The organism is Streptomyces sp. NPDC104367, from assembly GCF_055583825.1.
In genome coordinates, this window is the sequence record NZ_JBVJND010000002.1 from 145,855 (window position 1) to 162,166 (window position 16,312).

At 71.8% G+C, this 16,312-nt stretch carries 13 protein-coding genes; 2 read left to right on the forward strand and 11 right to left on the reverse strand.

Annotation, left to right across the window (positions count from 1 at the left end; genetic code table 11):
- Positions 1-72 precede the first annotated feature (72 nt).
- Positions 73-1,515, forward strand: a complete 1,443-nt coding sequence (locus ACZ619_RS03480) for an MFS transporter (protein ID WP_469593564.1) — start codon at positions 73-75, stop codon at positions 1,513-1,515.
- Between the two features lie 40 nt (positions 1,516-1,555).
- Here ACZ619_RS03480 and ACZ619_RS03485 read toward each other — a convergent pair whose 3' ends face one another.
- The 10 genes from ACZ619_RS03485 to ACZ619_RS03530 form a co-directional block, all read right to left on the reverse strand.
- Entirely contained in the window at positions 1,556-2,434 is an 879-nt protein-coding gene (locus tag ACZ619_RS03485; protein ID WP_469593566.1) for a carbohydrate ABC transporter permease, read from the reverse strand.
- Positions 2,424-3,452 carry a carbohydrate ABC transporter permease gene (locus ACZ619_RS03490; protein WP_469593568.1) on the reverse strand — a complete coding sequence of 343 codons (1,029 nt, stop codon included), beginning with the start codon at positions 3,450-3,452 and terminating at the stop codon, positions 2,424-2,426. The genes ACZ619_RS03485 and ACZ619_RS03490 overlap by 11 nt, the downstream gene beginning before the upstream one ends.
- A gap of 1 nt (position 3,453) precedes the next feature.
- Entirely contained in the window at positions 3,454-4,758 is a 1,305-nt protein-coding gene (locus ACZ619_RS03495; protein WP_469593570.1) for an ABC transporter substrate-binding protein, read from the reverse strand.
- A 219-nt stretch (positions 4,759-4,977) separates the two neighbouring features.
- Entirely contained in the window at positions 4,978-6,030 is a 1,053-nt protein-coding gene (locus ACZ619_RS03500; protein ID WP_469594474.1) for a LacI family DNA-binding transcriptional regulator, read from the reverse strand.
- 98 nt (positions 6,031-6,128) lie between these two features.
- Positions 6,129-6,383, reverse strand: coding sequence for a DUF6332 family protein (locus ACZ619_RS03505; RefSeq protein WP_469593573.1), 255 nt, complete (start codon positions 6,381-6,383; stop codon positions 6,129-6,131).
- 81 nt (positions 6,384-6,464) lie between these two features.
- Positions 6,465-7,481: a 1-aminocyclopropane-1-carboxylate deaminase gene (locus ACZ619_RS03510; RefSeq protein WP_469593576.1), complete on the reverse strand. Its 1,017-nt coding sequence runs from the start codon at positions 7,479-7,481 to the stop codon at positions 6,465-6,467.
- A gap of 22 nt (positions 7,482-7,503) precedes the next feature.
- Complete coding sequence (locus ACZ619_RS03515; RefSeq protein ID WP_469593579.1) at positions 7,504-8,157, reverse strand: GntR family transcriptional regulator; 654 nt, start codon at positions 8,155-8,157, stop codon at positions 7,504-7,506.
- A 106-nt stretch (positions 8,158-8,263) separates the two neighbouring features.
- Positions 8,264-9,853: a TROVE domain-containing protein gene (locus tag ACZ619_RS03520; protein ID WP_469593582.1), complete on the reverse strand. Its 1,590-nt coding sequence runs from the start codon at positions 9,851-9,853 to the stop codon at positions 8,264-8,266.
- A 399-nt stretch (positions 9,854-10,252) separates the two neighbouring features.
- A complete protein-coding gene (locus ACZ619_RS03525; protein WP_469593584.1) occupies positions 10,253-11,695 on the reverse strand; it encodes an alkaline phosphatase PhoX in 1,443 nt (480 codons plus the stop codon).
- Positions 11,696-11,899: 204 nt separating this feature from the next.
- Positions 11,900-13,339, reverse strand: coding sequence for a hypothetical protein (locus ACZ619_RS03530; protein ID WP_469593587.1), 1,440 nt, complete (start codon positions 13,337-13,339; stop codon positions 11,900-11,902).
- Positions 13,340-13,648: 309 nt separating this feature from the next.
- On the opposite strand from ACZ619_RS03530, the gene ACZ619_RS03535 reads away from it, so the two are divergent.
- Positions 13,649-15,475, forward strand: a complete 1,827-nt coding sequence (locus tag ACZ619_RS03535; RefSeq protein WP_469593590.1) for an endonuclease/exonuclease/phosphatase family protein — start codon at positions 13,649-13,651, stop codon at positions 15,473-15,475.
- Positions 15,476-15,493: 18 nt separating this feature from the next.
- On the opposite strand, the gene ACZ619_RS03540 is transcribed toward ACZ619_RS03535, so the two are convergent.
- Positions 15,494-16,231, reverse strand: a complete 738-nt coding sequence (locus tag ACZ619_RS03540) for an SRPBCC family protein (protein WP_469593593.1) — start codon at positions 16,229-16,231, stop codon at positions 15,494-15,496.
- Positions 16,232-16,312: the final 81 nt, after the last annotated feature.

The window sequence follows — 16,312 nt, forward strand, 5'->3', positions numbered from 1 at the left end:
TGCTCCGCGGGCAGTCACCCTGCCCGTACCCGCCCATGCCCGCGCCGGGGACGCCCAGAACGGGAGAACCTCATGTCCGCCCCGTCCAGCCCGTCCACCGCCGCCGGTAACCGGCCGGCCCCCGCGCACCCCGCCGGGCTCGGCTCCGCCCTCCTCGTCATCGTCACCGCGTACATGATGGTCGGCGTCGACTCCACCGTCGTCAACGTCGCCCTGCCCGACATCCAACAGGACCTCGGGTTCAGCCGCACCGGCCTGTCCTGGGTGCTCAACACCTACACCCTCGCCTTCGGCGGGCTGTTACTGCTCGGCGGGCGGGTCGGCGACATCGTCGGACGCCGTCGCGCACTGGGCGCCGGAGCACTGCTGTTCGCCCTGTCCTCGCTGCTCGGCGGGGTCGCCGCGGAGGGCGGCTGGCTGCTCGCGGCCCGCGCGCTGCAGGGCGTCGGCGCGGCGCTGATCGCCCCCAGCACCCTGGCGCTGATCACCACCAACTTCCCCCAGGGGCCGCGCCGCCACCACGCCCTGAGCGTCTACTCCTCCATGGCCGGGATCGGCGGCTCCGCCGGGCTGGTCCTCGGCGGCATGCTCACCTCGTGGGCGTCCTGGCGCTGGGCCCTGCTCGTCAACGTGCCCATCGGCATCGCCCTCTTCGCGGCCCTGCCCCGCTTCGTCGCCGAGGCCCCGCGCCACGCGGGCCGCTTCGACCTGGCGGGCGCGCTCACCGGGACGGCCGGGACGACCTCCCTGGTCTACGGGTTCATCCGGGTCTCGGAGAAGGGCTGGAGCGACACCCGGTCCCTGCTCGGCTTCGGCTGCGCCGTCGCCCTGCTGTCCGGCTTCGCCCTCATCGAGTCCCGGGCCGGCCAGCCGATCATGCCGCTGCGGCTGTTCGCCGACCGCGACCGGGCGGGCGGCTACCTCACCGTGATGCTGCTGCCCGCGGGCATGTTCGGCGCCTTCTACTTCCTCACCCTCGTCTGCCAGCAGGTCCTCGAGTACTCCCCGCTGCGCGCGGGGTTCGCGTTCCTGCCGATGACCCTGGCGATGTTCGCGGTCGTACGGCTGCTGCCGAGGCTGCTCCCCCGTTTCGGGACCAAGCCGCTGCTGCTCACCGGCATCACCCTGCTGGCCGCCGCCGGCGGCTGGCTGTGGCGGCTGCGCCCCGGCGACGGCTACGCGACCGGGCTGCTGGGCCCGCTGCTGCTGCTCGGCGTGGGCGCCGGCCTCAGCTTCATGCCGCTCAACGCGACCGTCCTGGCCCGTATCGAACCCCGGGAGGCGGGCGCCGCGTCCGGCCTGCTGCAGACCCTCCAGTGGCTGGGCGGCACCCTCGGCCTCGCCGTCCTGGTCACGGTCTACGGCACCGCCACCCGCCACTCGGCCGCCGCCCCGGCCGTCACCCTCACCCACGGCGCCGCCCAGGCCTTCGGCATCAGCGCCCTGATCGCGGCCACGGCCCTCCTGGCCGCGGCCCTCGTCATCACCGGCCGCCCCGGGGAACCGGGCCAGTAGGCCGGTCGCCGGGGCAGGACCGGGGCGGCGCCGGGGCCGGTCACATCTTCGTCGCTCCCGCCGCCAGGTCCCGCAGGAAGTGGCGGGCGCCGATGAGGAAGACCACGATCAGGGGGACCACGCTCATCAGCGCGCCGGCCATCACCACGGCGTAGTCCGTGTTGTAGGCGACGTTGAGGTTGGCGAGGGCGACCTGGAGGGTGACCTTGTCGGGGTCGATCATCACGACCAGCGGCCAGATGTAGTCGTTCCAGAGCTGGATGAACGTGAAGATCCCGAGGAAGGCCAGGGCCGGCCGGAAGAGCGGGACGGCGATCTGCCAGTAGAGGCGGAAGAAGCCCGCGCCGTCGATGCGTCCGGCGTCGAGGAGTTCGTCGGGCAGCGCGTTCTTCGCGTACTGCCGCATCCAGAAGATGCCGAACGCGTTGGCGGCCGCGGGAATCGTCAGCGCCTTCAGCGAACCGGCCCAGCCGAAGTGGGCCATGGTGACGAACTGCGGGACCAGCGACAGCTGCGCCGGGATCATGTACGTCGCCATCAGGACGCCGAAGAGGAACCTCCGCGCCGGGAACTCGTACTTGGCGAAGGCGAACGCGGCCAGCGAGTCGAAGAACAGCACCAGGACCGTACCGGTGACGGAGACCACGACCGTGTTGAGGAGCGAGCCGAAGAAGTCGATGCGGTCGACCACCGCACGCATGTTGTCGAGCAGATGGGGTCCGGGGACCAGCTTCGGCGGGTAGGCGAAGATGTCCGACGTCGTCCCGGACGCCATCACCACCAGCCAGTAGAAGGGGAACAGCGAGACCACGACCCCGAACAGCAGCGCCGCCCGCACCCCGATCCGGGAGAGCCGGCTGCCGGAACCGATCACGAGCCCGGCACCCGAGGCCGTACGAGGCGAACGGTCAACGGCCATTGCGGCCTCCCTTGCGCAGCGCGGGCAGCGGGAGCGGCGAGCGACGGGGCCGCCCGTCGCGCTCGGAGCCGGACACCAGCCGCCAGTTGACGATCGCGAAGAGCGCGATCAGGGCGAAGAGCGACCAGCCGATGGCGGCGCCGTAGCCGAACTGGTGGTCGTTGAAGGCCTTCTGCCAGAGGTAGAGCACGATGGTCATGCCTTCCTGGCCCGGTCCGCCCGTGGTCCCGGGGTCGTCGGAGTAGAACAGCACCTGCGACTCGGTGAAGATCTGCAGGCCGTTGATGGTGGACGTGATGACGGCGAAGAGGATCACCGGGCGCAGCTGCGGCACCAGGACCCGGAAGAGGGTCTGGCGGCTGTTCGCGCCGTCCATCCGGGCCGCCTCGAACAGGTCCGTGGGGATCGCCTGGAGACCGGCCAGGAAGATCAGCGCGTTGTAGCCGACCCACCGCCAGATGATCATGATGGAGATCGCGGACTTGATCCCGAGCGACGAGGTCAGCCAGCCGACCCCGTCTCCGCCGACCGCCTTCAGCAGCGAGTTGGCGAGCCCCGCCTGGGCGAACACCGACCCGAAGACGATGGTCATGGCCACCATCGAGGTGATGTTGGGGACGAAGTACGCCACCCGCAGCGCGGACGCGTACCGCACCTGCGCGTTCAGCAGGAACGCGATCACCAGCGCCAGGAACAGCATCGGCACCGTGGACATGAACCAGATCTCGAAGGTGTTCAGGATCGAGTGCCAGAACACCTGGTCGTGCAGCAGCCACTGGTACTGCTGGAGCCCGACGTACCGCATCGGGCCGATCCCGTCCCAGTCCTGGAAGGACAGGTAGAGCGAGAAGCCCACCGGGAACAGACCGAAGACCGCGAAGAGCACGTAGTACGGCGAGATGGCGAGGTACGACGGCAGGTGCCGGCGCAGGCGGCCCCGCGGGGCGCCGGTCCCGCCGCCGTCGGTCGTCCCGCCGTCCGCCGTGGGGACCGGAGCCGCTCCTGTGAGGGTCGCCATGTCAGACCACCCCCCGCCGGGAGAGCTCGGACTCGGCCGCGTTCATGGCGTCCCGCCAGGCCTTGTCGGGGTTCTTGCCGAGCGTTTCCACGTTGGTGAGCTCCTGGAAGACCGGGGTGTTGGCGGTGCTCTCGTACGGACTGAAGTAGATGACCGGCGCCTTCTCGGCGGCCGGGCCGAAGACGTCGACGGGGATCTGCCCGCCGAAGAAGGAGTCGGGCCTGCGCATCTCGGACCGGGAGTAGATCTCCGGGGTGGTCGGGAAGAGCGCCATCTCCTGGTACGCCTTGAGCTGGTTCTCCGGGCCGAGCATCCACTTCAGGAAGGCGAACGCCCCTTCCGGGTCACGGCAGTAGCGGGTGATCGTGACGTACGAGCCGCCGTAGTTGGTGGGCCCGCCGGGCATCGCGGCCAGCCGCCAGCTGCCGGCCGTCTTCGGCGCCGTCTGCTTGAGGCCGTTCGCGTACCAGACCGCGGTGATCAGCGAGGCGATACGGCCGCCGCTCAGCGCCGAGTTGAAGTCCGGGGTGGCGTCCAGGACCCGGGCGCTGAGGCCCTGCCGGTAGGTCTCCACGGCCAGGTCCCAGGCGCGCTTGACGTGCGGCTGGTCGCCGATGAAGCGGTCGTCGGCGTCGACGAACTGCTGGGCGCTCTGGTACAGCGCCATCCGGAAGACGTAACTGATCTGCGAGACCAGGAAGGGGTGCGTGGGGGCCTTGGCCTTGAGCCGCTTGCCGACCTCCAGGTACTTCTCCCAGGTCGAGGTGGCCTCCGCGACCTCGTCCGGCTCGGCGGGCAGGCCCGCCTTCTCGAACAGGTCCCGGCGGTAGTAGAGCGCGGTGGGGCCGGCGTCCAGCGGGAAGCCGATCATCCGGCCGGTCGGGCTGATGCCGCTCTTCCACTTCCAGGGCAGGTACGCGTCCTCGACCGCGTCCGCGCCGAGCGACCGCAGGTCCAGGAACTCGCTCTCGTCCGGGAAGAACACCGACACGTCGGAGTTGGCCGCGGCCAGGTCGGGCACATAGGCGTGGGCCGCCAGGCTGGTGCGGATCCTGGACTTGTAGTCGCCGGCGATCGGCGAGCCCTTCACCTTCAGCCCGGCCACCCCGGGCACCCCGCGCGCGGCGGTGGCCAGGAGCTTGTCGCTCAGCGACCCGTTCCAGTACCAGATGCTGAGGTGGTCGGTGCCGGCGGAGACCGATCCCGAGGTGCTTCCGCATCCTGACAGACCCAGCAGGGCGGCACCCGCGCCGCCCAGGGAGGCCCCCAGCAGACGTCTGCGGGAGATCGTTCGGTGTGGTGCCATGAGCGCGCACTCGCTTTCCGGAACAAGGGGAGGACAACGATGTCGCAGCCCCGTGAACGTTCACGTGAACGTTGCCGACGAGTATTGGGGTGGCCGAAAAGCTCAGTCAAGACACCTGCAACCGCAATCTGCTGACGCAGTGTCAGGAGCGGCGCCGGCGCTCGGGCCGAGGCGGTGTCAGTGGCGGTTCCGGCGCTCGGGCCGAGGCGGTGCCGGCGCTCAGGCCGAGGCCCGTACCACCAGCTCGGGAATCACCCAGGCGTCCGCGCCGCTCAGCGGCTCCTCCCCGGCCCGGAGCCGGGCGACCTGCTCGACGGCGAGCCGGCCGAGGCGGCGTTTGTCGATGTGCAGGGTGGTCAGCGCGGGCTCCACGAGTTCGCCCAGCGACAGCCCGTCGAAGCCGAGCACCGCGAGGTCGTCCGGCACCCGCAGGCCGCGGCGCCGGGCGGCCCGGGTGGCGCCGATGGCGATCAGGTCGTTGAACCCGACGACGGCGGTCAGGTCCGGCCTCGCCGCGAACAGCCGCTCCATACCGGCCTCGCCGCCCGCCACGCTGTGCTCGGGGCAGAGCGTGATCCAGCCCTCGTCGACCGGGAGGCCGTGCCGCCGGGCCGCCTGGAGGAAGGCGGTGCGGCGCGGGCCGGGGGCGGACAGCCCGTCCCCGTCCAGCAGCCCGATCCGGCGGTGCCCGGCCGCGACCAGGTGGGCGACGCCCTGCTGCATCCCGGCGGCGACATCGATGCCGACGGCCCCGAACCGGGTCTGCTGCGGGCCGCGCTCCAGCATCACGAGGGGTACGCCGCCGAGCAGGCGGGCGAGCTCGTCGTCGTCGTTCTTGAAGTAGCCGACGACCGCGTCCGCCTGGTGCGAGAGCACGTCCAGCGCCTCGCGCTCGCGGGCCACGTCGGTGCGGGAGTCCCACACCACGACCTGCCAGCCGCGCTGCTCGGCCGCCTCCAGCACCCCGGCGGCCACCTCGGGGAAGAACGGGTTCATCAGGTCGGGGATCACCAGACCGGTGGTGACCTGGCCCTTGCGGACCATGCCCCGGGCGAACCGGCTGGGCCGGTAGTCGAGCAGCCGGGCCGCCTCCAGCACGCGTTCCTTGGTGGCCGGGTCGATCTCGCCCTTGTCGTTGACCGCGCGGGAGACGGTCTGGCGGGAGACGCCGGCGAGCTGGGCGACGTCATGGATCGTGGCGCGCCGTGGGGGGCCGTCCGGCCGCCCGGCGCGTGGGTCTCTTTGGTGATCGTCCGCCCGCACGCTGTGCACTGTATCGCTGGCGGGCGCTCCGCCCGCCGCCGGTCCGTCGCGGCTGGTCACCCCCCGCACGGCGGCGCACCGCCGGCCGCGGCGCGGAGGACCCGCGGTCAGTGACCGGCCCGCCGCCGTCCGTCGAACCGCCGCAGCACCCGCACCAGCCGCCACACCCCCACCGCGACCCCGAGCACCGCACCTGCCACCAGCGCGTCCTGCCGCACCGGACCGAAGAGGCCGGTGGCCAGGGCGAGGGCCACGGCCCCGGCGAAGACCGCCGCGGCCGTGGCGGCGGCGGTCACCAGGGCGAAGACGATCTCCACCGTCATCGCGTCCTTCTCCCACCGCGACTCACGCCCCCAGTCCATGCACCGAGTCTCGCACCCCACCCCACCCCACCCCCACCCCGGTCCCGGTCCCGGGCACCGCAAACCCCGCACCCGCGGCCCCTAGAACAGTGCGCTGTAGGCGTTCAGGGCCGGTTGGCCGCCCAGGTGGGCGTAGAGGACCGTGGAGTCGGCGGGGATCTCGCCGCGTTCGACCAGGTCGACCAGGCCGGCCATCGACTTGCCCTCGTAGACCGGGTCCGTGACCATGCCCTCCGTTCGGGCCGCGAGACGCATGGCGGCGAGGGTGGTGTCGTCGGGGACGCCGTAGACGCCCGCGTGGTAGCGCTCGTCGAGCTCGATGTCGTCGACGGTCAACTCACGCTTGAGGCCTATCAGTCGTCCGGTCCGCTGAGCGATGCGGGCGATCTGCTCGCGGGTCTCGGTGGGCTTGGCGGAGGCGTCGATGCCGATGACCCGGCGTGCGCGGCCGCCCGCCTCCGCGAGCGCGGCGAAGCCGGCCACCATGCCGGCCTGGGTCGAGCCGGTCACCGAGCAGACGATCACCGTGTCGAAGAAGACGCCCGACTCCCGCTCCTGCTCGGCGACTTCGTAGGCCCAGCCCGCGAAGCCGAGGCCGCCGAGGGGGTGGTCGGAGGCGCCGGCCGGGATGGCGTAGGGCGTGCCGCCGGACTCCTCGACCTCACGCAGCGCCAGTTCCCAGCTCTCCTTGAACCCGATGCCGAACCCGGCCCGGACCAGCCGTACGTCGGCTCCCGCCAGCCTGCTGATCAGGATGTTGCCGACCTTGTCGTAGACGGAGTCCGGCCACTCCACCCAGCTCTCCTGGACCAGCACGCACTTGAGTCCGGCGCGGGCGGCGACGGCGGCGACCTGGCGGGTGTGGTTGGACTGGACCCCGCCGATGGAGACGAGGGTGTCGCAGCCCTTGGCGAGGGCGTCGGCGACCAGGTACTCCAGCTTGCGCGTCTTGTTGCCGCCGTACGCGATCCCGGAGTTGCAGTCCTCCCGCTTGGCCCACAGCGCTGCGCCGCCGAGGTGGGCGGTGAGCCGCTCCAGCGGGTGCACGGGCGAGGGGCCGAAGAGGAGGGGGTAACGCTCGTACGAGGAGAGGGACATGGGGCGCCTCCTGGCGGGGTGGTCAGTCGGTGGTGTCGTCGACCAGGTCGGAGAGGGTGTGCCAGATGTCGGCCGTGACATGGACCGCCGCCTCCGGGTCGCCGTCGGCGCAGGCCCCGATGAGCCGTTCGTGCAGGCCCGCCGAGCGGCAGGAGCCGCCCTCGCCGAAGCGGCGGCGCTCCAGGCGGCGGATGAGCGGGGTGTAGCGGGCGACGGTGGCGGCGGCCGCGCGGTTGCCGCTCACCCGGACCAGTACGTCGTGCAGTTCGTCGTCGGCGCGCAGGGCCGCGTCCACGTCACCGGCGGCGACCGCGGCGGCGAACCGGTCGTTGGCCGCGCGCATCACGTCCAGGTCGGTGTCCCGCAGCCGGGGCACGGCGGCCCGGGTGACCAGTTCGTGCATGGCGCCGACCACGGCCGCCGCGTCCCTCACGTCCGCGGCGACGACCGGGGTGACCCTGGTGTAGCTCTGCGGCTTGCTCTCCAGCAGCCCCTCGTCGACGAGGCGGGCGAACGCCTCGCGGACCGGCGCCCGCGACAGCCCGAGCCGCTCCGCGAACTCCGCGTCGCGCACCACCGCGCCGGGTTCGATCTCCCCGGCGACGATGGCGTCCCGGATCGCGGCACAGGCACGGTCCCGGAGCAGGGTGCGGGGCAGGGGTCGCATGGCCTCCATGAACTGAAATGTTAGATATCAGTGTGCCCCGTCGGCAAGGGCACCGCGGGCACGGATGTGACCCGCACCCCCCGTGAAGGTGCGGGTCACGTTCGGAGGGCTGCCCTCAGGCCGCCGTCGTCCACGGCCAGTCGGCGTCCCGGGCCGCCTCCAGCAAGGGCACCATCCGGAAGGCCGCGTCGGTCAGGCCGCCGAAGGTGTGCCGGTTGCCCGTCCCCGACGGGCCGTGGCCCACCCGGTAGCCGGCCAGGTTCCAGGTGTAGACCGGGACGCGGGCCGGGACCTGCCGGGTCGGGTCGCCGTGCCGGTGGTCCGTGTACTGCTCGTCGGTGACGATGAGCACCCGGTCCTGGCCCCGGTAGTGCGCCCGGATCGCCGAGGTGGTGTCGGTGCCGCCCAGGTCGCCGAAGCGGCCGAGGATCTTCAGCACCGACTCGCCCCGCTCGAAGGGCAGCCGCTTGCTGATGGTGCCGAACTCGACGAGGTCCGCGTCCGCCGCCCGCAGCGCGAGCGCCGTACCGAAGATCGCCGCCGCGTCGGCCCGGTTGAGCTCGGCGCGCTCGGACAGCCGCGAGTAGAACATCGAGCCGGACCGGTCGACGAGCACCAGCGTCCGCCCCGGCAGCGCGGGCACGTTGGCCAGCGAGTGGCCGAGCGCCCGCTCCAGCGGACGGGACCAGCGCGGCGACGGCGCGTGCTGGTAGGCGGCGAGGTAGCGGAACGGGAACTGCCGCGACCGCGCCACCTCCGCCGGATGGCTGATCCGGGCCGCGACCTGCGCGGCAACCTCGTCGCAGACACCGGCCCGGTCGAAGTTGCGCAGGTTACGGACAAGTGCCATAGCCCCCATGGAGGGGATCACGGCCTCCCAGGCCGCCTTGTCCATCGGCCCCTGGAGCCACCCGGCCAGCGCCTCCCAGGTGAGGCCCGCCGCCGCGAGCCGCTCGGCGCCGCCGCGTCCGGTGACGACCGCGCGCCGCCGCTCGACGGGCAGTGCCATCAGCTCGCGGTGCGCGGCGAGCACCGGGCTCGACGCGGGCGGTACGGCGGTGTCCGGGTGGTGCCGGCGGTCCAGCGCGTACTGGAACAGCTCGCCCTGCCACGGCTTGTCCGGGTCCGGCGCCGCGTGCACCAGGTTGAGGATGTCGCCGAAGCGGTAACCCCTGGCCGCGGTGTCGTACTTGAGCAGCGACGTGCCGTGGTAGAGCCGCCGCACGGCGTCGGCGATCCCGCGCTTGACGGGCTTGGGGACGGCGCGGCCGTAGGTGGTGGTCCAGTAGGCGAGCAGCTCGCCGGGCTCGTCGGGGCGCTGCAGGACGGAGGCGATCACCTGACGGTTGGCGGGGCCGTCGGTGGCGCCCGCGGTCAGGCGTGCGCGCACGTACTCGGCGGCGCCCACGAGCGCGGCGGTCCGCATCCGGGCCTCGCCGCGCAGCCAGCCCAGCAGACCCGCGGTCCAGGCCGGGTCGGTGACGGCGAGCTCGCGCACGAGCGCGGTGAAACGGTCGTCGCGATCCGCGCCGGACTCGTAGAAGGTCCGCTGCGAGACGAAGTGGGAGACGGCGAGCAGGAAGAGCTCGGAGCGCGCGTCCCGCTCCCGGCCGCGGCCGCCCTGGTAGGTGCGCAGGACCCGTCCCGTGGAGGTGACGCGGGAGGTGGGCTGCGCCCGGGCCGCCTTGGTGTTGAATCGCGCCATGGTGAATTCCCCCCGAATTCATTGGAGTTCCGGAGAGAGGCGCGGCGGAAGGAAGGTGTCCGAGGTCAGGGGTCGGCGGCGGAACGACAATCTGACGCGTCCGCCTTTTCCGCCCTGAGGCAACCGCTGCCTACGCACCGGACACCCACCATGAGCCGCGCCTCCCGAGTTCGGTGAACGATACGCACCGGGAGGTGCGAGAAGTCTTCGGTGTCCAGAGATCGAAGTCGGCGGAACCGACGTAGGTGCTCTAACCCCTGAGCTACACCGGCGTGTTGTACCGGTGGCGGGACTCGAACCCGCGGCCGCCCCATGAAGAGTGGAAGTAGGTCCTGCCTTCGCACCTGGACGTTCATCACTTTAGGGGGACGGCCTCGGGCCGGGCGAACGAATTAGCGGTCAGCAGCGCTTCTGCCGCTTCCAGGGGCCCTTGATCGCGAGCATGATGCCGGGGGTCTGGATGTTGGCGTACAGGGTCTTTCCGTCGGGGGAGAAGGTGACGCCGGTGAATTCGCTGTACTCGGGCTCCGTCTCGGTGCCGAGGTTGAGTTCGTTGCGGGCGATGGGGTAGGTGCGGCCGCTGTCGGTGGCGCCGAAGAGGTGCTGGAGTCCCTCGCCGTCCTCGGCGATGACGAGGCCGCCGTACGGGGAGACGGTGATGTTGTCCGGGCCGTCGAAGCCGCCTTCCGCGGAGGGGTCCGGGTTGACGCCGATGAGGACCTTGAGGGTGAGGGTGCGGCGCACCGGGTCGTGGAACCAGACGGCGCCGTCGTGCTGGACGGGGCTCTCGGCACGGGCGTAGGAGGAGACGATGTAGGTGCCGCCGTCGCCCCACCACATCCCCTCCAGCTTGCGGGCGCGGGTGACCTGGCCGGTGCCGAACTGCTTGCGGACCGAGGTGGTCCGGGCGTCGCGGTCGGGGACGTCGACCCAGTCGACGCCGTACACCGTGCCGATCCTGGTGGCGCGGGAGAGGTCGTCGACGAACTGGCCCGCGGAGTCGAAGCACTTGAAGGCCTGGAGGGTGCCGGCGTCGTCGGCGAGGGTGCGCAGCCTGCCGCGGCCGTGGTGGAAGCCCTGCGGCGGGGTCCAGCGGTAGAGCAGGCCGTTGGGCCCGGAGGCGTCCTCGGTGAGGTAGAGGTGGCCGCGCCCGGGGTCGACGACGACGGCTTCGTGGGCGTACCGGCCCAGCGCCTTGACCGGCTTGGGGTCGCGGTTGGCCCGGCGGTCCTCGGGGTCGACCTCGAAGACGTAGCCGTGGTCCTTGGTCATGCCGTTGGCGCCGGCCTTGTCCTCGGTCTCCTCGCAGGTGAGCCAGGTGCCCCAAGGGGTGTTGCCGCCCGCGCAGTTGGTGGAGGTGCCGGCGATGCCGACCCACTCGGCGACCCGGCCGCCGGGACGCACCTCGACGACCGTGCAGCCGCCGGAGGCGGCGGGGTCGTAGACGAGGCCCTCGGTGAGCGGGACCGGGTGGTCCCAGTCGGCGCGCGGGCCCTTCAGCTCGTGGTTGTTGACGAGCAGGGTGGCACCGCGCGGGCCGTCGAAGGTGGAGGTGCCGTCGTGATGGGAGGGCGTGAACTCCCCCGTCTCCAGCCTGGTCCTGCCGCTGTACGTGATGATCTCGTACGTGAAGCCGGCGGGCAGCGCGAGGATGCCGTCCGGGTCGGCGAACAGCGGGCCGTAGCCGACGCCGTCGTGCGCGTCCGCCGACCCGGCCTCGACGGTCCCGGTGGCGGCGAGGGCGTTCGGGGCGGTGGCCAGGGCGCCGACGCTGCCCGCCAGTGCCACACCGGCACCGGTGATCGCGGATTTCCTGGCGAAGTCCCTGCGGGTGAGCGACATGGTGTCTCCTGTGACCGTCGGAGTGCCGTGGAGGGTGGCGCGGACCTCGTAACGGCGCACACGCTCCCGCCCGTCCCTGAACGGCGGTTGAACACCGGGCGACCTCAAGGGCTCATGTTCCAGGAATCCGTATACGGCGGCCCACGGCAGCCCAAAGCCCCGGCCAAGAGCACACCAGGGAGGGTGGTGTCTCCCCCGTCCGGCCTACTCGGCGCCGCCCCCGTGCTGCGACCGCGCCTTGAACGCGGCCTTCCTGGCCTCCTTGGCCACCTTCTTGTCCGGGTGCAGCCGGCCCATCGCCTCCAGGACGTCGGCCGTGTCCGGGTGCTCCACGCGCCAGGCCTCGGCGAAGAAGCCGCCGTGCTGCTGGGCCAACCCCTCGACCAGGGCCTGGAGTTCCTCGGAGTTGCCCTCTGCGGCGAGCTGCGCGGCGACGGTGTCGATGGTCAGCCAGAAGATCATGTCCGGGGAGGGCGCCGGTACGTCGGCGGCGCCGCGTTCGGCGAGCCAGACCCGGGCGAGGCCGCCGAGTTCGGGGTCGTCGAGGACCTCGCGGAGGGCCGGTTCGGCCTCGGGGCCGACCAGCGACAGCGCCTGCTGGCAGCGCAGCCGGCGCAGGGGCGCGCCGGAGTCCGCGCCGCGTGCGGCGAAGAGCAGTTCCCGCGCGGCGGGCAGGGATTCGCGGGGCGCCAGCCACTGCTCGGTCTCGGCCCGCGCGGCGCCCTGCGGGAAGCCGGCCGTGCCGTCGAGCAGCGCGTCCGCGCCCTTGTCCACGAGGTCGCCGACCGCGGGCGCCTCGAAGCCGGCCTCCAGCAGCCGGGCCCGCAGGCCGTACGCGCCGAGCGGGGTGAGCCGGACCATGCCGTAGCGGGAGACGTCGCTCTCGTCGACCGGTCCGGCCGCGGGCTCCTCGTCGGCGTCGGCCATCAGCGCCTCGTCGACCGGCTGGTACTCGACCAGTCCGACCGGCTCCAGCATCCGGAACTGGTCGTCGAGGCGCATCATCGCGTCGGAGACCTGTTCGAGAACGTCGTTGGTCGGCTCGCCCATGTCGCTGGGCACGATCATCGAGGCGGCGAGCGCGGGCAGCGGCACCGGTGCCTCGCCGGGGCCGTCCTCGCTCACGGAGAGCAGGTACAGGTTGCCGAGGACGCCGTCGAGGAAGTCCGCCTCCGCCTCGGGGTCCCAGTCGAGTGACGAGAAATCGACCTCGCCGCCCTCGTCCAGCGCATCGACAATTCCGTCCAGGTCGGGCACGCCCGCGTCGGCGATCACGGCCTCCAGGGCCGCCTGCCAGACCGCGAGCACGTCGTGCGGCGAGCCCGCGGTGAGCAGCGCCAGCTCCTCCCCCGCGGCCACGGTGCCGGCCTCCTCGTCGACGATCTCGACGAGCCCGGCGTCCATCGCGGCCCGCCAGGCCTCACTGGCGAAGGCGGCGGCGTCGTCCCCGGTGAGGCCGAGCAGTTCGGCGGCGGCCGGGAGCTGTCCCTCGGCGAGTCCGCCGCCTGCGTCGACACGGGTGTCGGGGCCGGCCCAGCGCGCGAGCCGGGCGGCCCGGGAGAGCAACGGCGTGGACAGCGCGGCACGCGCCAGCTCCGCTTCGGGACGCAACCGCACCGGCGGCAGGGGGGCGCTGTCTGACATCGGCTGGTTCTCCTCGGACGCCTGGGCGGTCGTACGGCGACACGGACGCCGTACGACGACCGTACGGCTCTTTGGACGCCGTACGACTCAGCCGCTCAGCCTAGACGGATTTCCACCCATGCCGCCCGGTTCATCTCCCCGCCGGGTCCCGTACATGGCCGAAACCTTGACAACTGCCCCGGCCAAGCAGGAGATTGACGCGCGTAGAAAAGGGGGGACAACTGTTCACTCTCTTTCTACGCGTGTCATGCACGCTCCATATACGTCACCCTTGTCCCGGCACTTCCGCATGTCCCCGGAGGGATCACCTTGCCGAGCAGGTCTTCCGCGCGACTCGCCGCGCTCACCGTCGCCGCCGTCTGCAGCGCGGCGTCCACCGTCGCCCTCACCTCTCCGGCGCAGGCCGACGGGGTGCGCATCCACGACATCCAGGGCACCACGCGGGTGTCGCCGTACGCCGGCCAGAAGGTGACGGACGTCCCCGGCATCGTCACGGCCACGCGCACGTACGGCTCCTCCAGAGGTTTCTGGCTCCAGGATCCGACGCCGGACGACGACCCGGCCACCAGCGAGGGCGTCTTCGTCTTCACCAGCTCCACCCCGACGGTCGCGGTCGGCGACTCGGTCACCGTCAACGGAACGGTCTCCGAGTACGTCCCGGGCGGTGCCTCCACCGGCAACCAGTCGGTGACCGAGATCACCAAGCCCACCGTCACCACCGTCTCCACCGGCAACGCGGTCCCCGCGCCGGTCGTGATCGACGCGAAGTCGGTGCCCGCCGCGTACACCCCGGCGGGTGACACGGCCGCGAGCGGCTCGGTCAACGGCCTGGCGCTGGAGCCGTCGAAGTACGCCCTGGACTACTACGAGTCCCTGGAGGGCATGAACGTCCAGGTCCAGGACGCCCGCGTGGTCACCGCCACCGACCCGTACAGCGAGCTGTGGGTCACGGTGAAGCCGCAGGAGAACCGCACCCGCCGCGGCGGTTCGCTGTACGCGTCCTACACCGACCAGAACACCGGCCGTCTGCAGGTCCAGTCCCTCGGTTCGACCGCCGACTTCCCGGTGGCGAACGTCGGCGACACGCTGGCCGGCACCACGGCGGGCCCGCTGGACTACAACCAGTACGGCGGCTACACCCTCGTCGCGAGCAGCCTCGGCACGCTGAAGAGCGGCGGCCTGGAGCGCGAGACGACGAAGAAGCAGTCGCGCGGCGAGCTCGCGGTCGCGACCTACAACGTCGAGAACCTCGACCCGTCGGACACCACGTTCGACGCGCACGCCGCCGCGATCGTGAACAACCTGCAGTCGCCCGACATCGTGTCCCTGGAGGAGATCCAGGACAACGACGGCGCGACGGACGACGGCACGGTCGCCGCCGACGTGACGGTGGACAAGCTGATCGACGCGATCGTCGCGGCCGGCGGACCGAAGTACGACTGGCGTTCGATCGACCCGGTCAACGACCAGGACGGCGGCGAGCCCGGCGGCAACATCCGCCAGGTCTTCCTCTTCAACCCCGAGCGGGTCTCCTTCGTCGACCGCGCGGGCGGCGACTCCACCACCGCGGTGGGCGTCACCAAGGTGCACGGCAAGGCCCAGCTGACCGCCTCCCCCGGCCGTGTCGCCCCGGCGGACTCCGCCTGGGCCAGCAGCCGCAAGCCGCTGGCCGGAGAGTTCACCTTCCGCGGCAAGTCGGTCTTCGTGATCGCCAACCACCTCAACTCCAAGGGCGGCGACCAGGGTCTGACCTCGCAGTACCAGCCCCCTGCGCGCAGCTCGGAGACCCAGCGCCACGCGCAGGCGACGCTGGTCAACGCGTTCGTGAAGAGCATCCTCGACGTCCAGAAGAACGCGAACGTCATCGCGCTCGGCGACATGAACGACTTCGACTTCTCCGACACCACCAAGATCCTCCAGGGTGACGGCGAGCTGTGGTCGGCGATCCAGTCGCTGCCCAGGAGCGAGCGCTACACCTACGACTACCAGGGCAACCAGCAGGTCCTGGACCAGATCCTGATCAGCCCGGCGATCCGGCGCGGCTGTGACTTCGAGTACGACAGCGTGCACATCAACTCGGAGTTCCACGACCAGATCAGCGACCACGACCCGCAGGTGCTGCGGTTCCGCCCCTGACGCCCTGACGCGCTCCCTTCAGGGCCGGCCGTACACGCCGTTCAGCCAGTCCTGCCAGGCGGCCTCGTTCGCCTCGGCGTCCGCGTCCGGCGCGAAGTCGTGGACGCTGATGCCGACCGGCGCGCCCCAGTGGTTGCGCCCGAAGAACCGGACGAGGGCGTCGTCGGTGCGCAGCCCGATGAAGTAGGGGTCGCGGTAGTCGACCACCGCGTCCAGGGCCCGTCCGCCGGGTCCCCGGACGCTCACCTTGGCGCCCTCGGCCGTGTCGTCCGACAGACCGAGGGCCCGGCCCACGGCGGTGAAGGCGTCCGGTGCCTGGGACGCCTCGGGCCCGTTGAGCTGGGCGAAGGTGACCGGGCGGGGCGCGAAGCGGGTGAGGTACTCGCGCAGGGTGTGCAGATAGAAGTCGGTGTGCCGGCTCGCGCCGTCGTACTGGCCGTCCCAGTCGTCGGTGAAGATCCCGCTGTGCACATAGCGCACCCAGGCGCGCCGGCCGCCGTCGCGGGGTTCGACGACGTGCTCCAGCTGGTTGGCGCTCTGGGTCGGGAAACCGACGTCCTCGCTGCGGGTGACCAGGTGGTGCGGCGGGTCGTAGGCGGTGACGGTGGAGCCGAAGGCCGCCGAGCCGCCGACCCGGGGCTCGGGCGGCTGCATCGGCCACAGATAGGCGCCGGTGCCGTTGGTGATCGCCTCCCACACCTCCTCGGGCGTGGCGTCGACCTCGAACTCACGGACGATCTCGAATTCCTTGGACATGACGGGGCTCCTGCTGCCTACTGATCCAGTTCGGGTACGGGCCGGTCCTCGACCGGGGGAGGGTCCTCGACCGGGGGAGGG

Coding starts and splice junctions, on each gene's coding strand:
- ACZ619_RS03480 (WP_469593564.1), top strand. CDS start 73: ATGTCCGCCCCGTCCAGCCCGTCCACCGCCGCCGGTAACCGGCCGGCC.
- ACZ619_RS03505 (WP_469593573.1), bottom strand. CDS start 6,383: ATGGACTGGGGGCGTGAGTCGCGGTGGGAGAAGGACGCGATGACGGTG.
- ACZ619_RS03540 (WP_469593593.1), bottom strand. CDS start 16,231: ATGTCCAAGGAATTCGAGATCGTCCGTGAGTTCGAGGTCGACGCCACG.
- ACZ619_RS03515 (WP_469593579.1), bottom strand. CDS start 8,157: ATGGAGGCCATGCGACCCCTGCCCCGCACCCTGCTCCGGGACCGTGCC.
- ACZ619_RS03495 (WP_469593570.1), bottom strand. CDS start 4,758: ATGGCACCACACCGAACGATCTCCCGCAGACGTCTGCTGGGGGCCTCC.
- ACZ619_RS03525 (WP_469593584.1), bottom strand. CDS start 11,695: ATGTCGCTCACCCGCAGGGACTTCGCCAGGAAATCCGCGATCACCGGT.
- ACZ619_RS03510 (WP_469593576.1), bottom strand. CDS start 7,481: ATGTCCCTCTCCTCGTACGAGCGTTACCCCCTCCTCTTCGGCCCCTCG.
- ACZ619_RS03490 (WP_469593568.1), bottom strand. CDS start 3,452: ATGGCGACCCTCACAGGAGCGGCTCCGGTCCCCACGGCGGACGGCGGG.
- ACZ619_RS03520 (WP_469593582.1), bottom strand. CDS start 9,853: ATGGCGCGATTCAACACCAAGGCGGCCCGGGCGCAGCCCACCTCCCGC.
- ACZ619_RS03530 (WP_469593587.1), bottom strand. CDS start 13,339: ATGTCAGACAGCGCCCCCCTGCCGCCGGTGCGGTTGCGTCCCGAAGCG.
- ACZ619_RS03485 (WP_469593566.1), bottom strand. CDS start 2,434: ATGGCCGTTGACCGTTCGCCTCGTACGGCCTCGGGTGCCGGGCTCGTG.